This window comes from Pseudonocardia pini (assembly GCF_013870575.1).
Lineage (GTDB): Bacteria > Actinomycetota > Actinomycetes > Mycobacteriales > Pseudonocardiaceae > Pseudonocardia > Pseudonocardia pini.
On sequence record NZ_JACBXB010001183.1, the window covers coordinates 1 to 1,141 of the forward strand.

The window sequence follows — 1,141 nt, forward strand, 5'->3', positions numbered from 1 at the left end:
GGTCGCCGAGCCGGGCCGCCGCACCGCAGGGCCGGCAGGCGGGTCCCGAGCAGACCGGGACACCACCCGGCTGGGCTGGGCCCGACGAGACCGGACCGCCTGCCCCTGGGAGCTCCCCTCATGATCACCAGTTCGGCACGTCGAGCCGCGCTTATGGCGGCTCCGCGTTCCCGGACGACGATCATTCGCCACCCGACCCGCGAACCCCGAGCCAAGATCATCAGTTCGGCACGCCCAGCCGCGGCCACCGCGGCTCCGCGTTCCTGAACGGCGATCATCCCCTCCTCGACCCGCCGCCCCCTGGGGACGTTCACCAACTCGGGACGCCCGACTATGGCGACGCCGCACTGATCCACGGCGGACACCACTACCCAGCGCCGCAGGACTCCAGCCAAGATCACCGGTTCGGCACGCCCAGCCGCGGCTACCGCGGCTCCGCGTTCCCGAACAGCGATCACCCACGGCTCGACCCGCCACCCCCACACGATGCTCACCGACTCGGGACGCCCGGATATGCCGACGCCGTACTGACACACGGCGATCGCCCGTACCTAGGCCTGCCGTCCTCCAGCGAAGATCACCAGTTGGGCACGCCGGACCGCGACCACCGCGGCTCCGCGTTCCCGAACAGCGATCACCCGCGGCTCGACCCGCCACCCCCACACGACGCTGACCGACTCGGCACACCCGGCTCCATCGACGCTCGGCCGACCTACGGCGGACACCAGTACCCAGCACCGCAGGACTTCAGCGAAGATCACCGGTTCGGCACCACAAGCCGCGACCGCCGCGGCTCCGCGCTCCCGAACAGTGATCATGGAGGGCTTCGCGGACCTCACGCCGTCGGCCCGTGGGACCACGTGCCCCCGACCCTCGTCCCCCACCCCGCCGAGGCCTCCGCGTTGGCGGCGGCCTTCGCGGCGGACTACCTGTCCTGGGACGAGGACGATCCGGACCTGCGCGCCCGGGTGCTCGGCGACTACCTGGCCGCCCGGCGTCCGGTGCTCCTGGGCTGGTCGGGTCAGGGCAGGCAGCGCGCGGACTTCGCCCTCCCGGGGCTCGTCCGGCCCGACGGCGACGGCCGGGTGCTCGTGGACGTCCGGGTGCGGGTCACGCCCTACCGCCGGGTCCCGGGCGGCCG

1 pseudogene is annotated in these 1,141 nt (G+C 73.3%); it reads left to right on the forward strand.

Going from position 1 to position 1,141, the window contains the following annotated elements:
- Positions 1 to 860: 860 nt before the first annotated feature.
- Positions 861 to 1,141: pseudogene (locus H5J29_RS33660) on the forward strand (hypothetical protein); the annotation flags it as partial.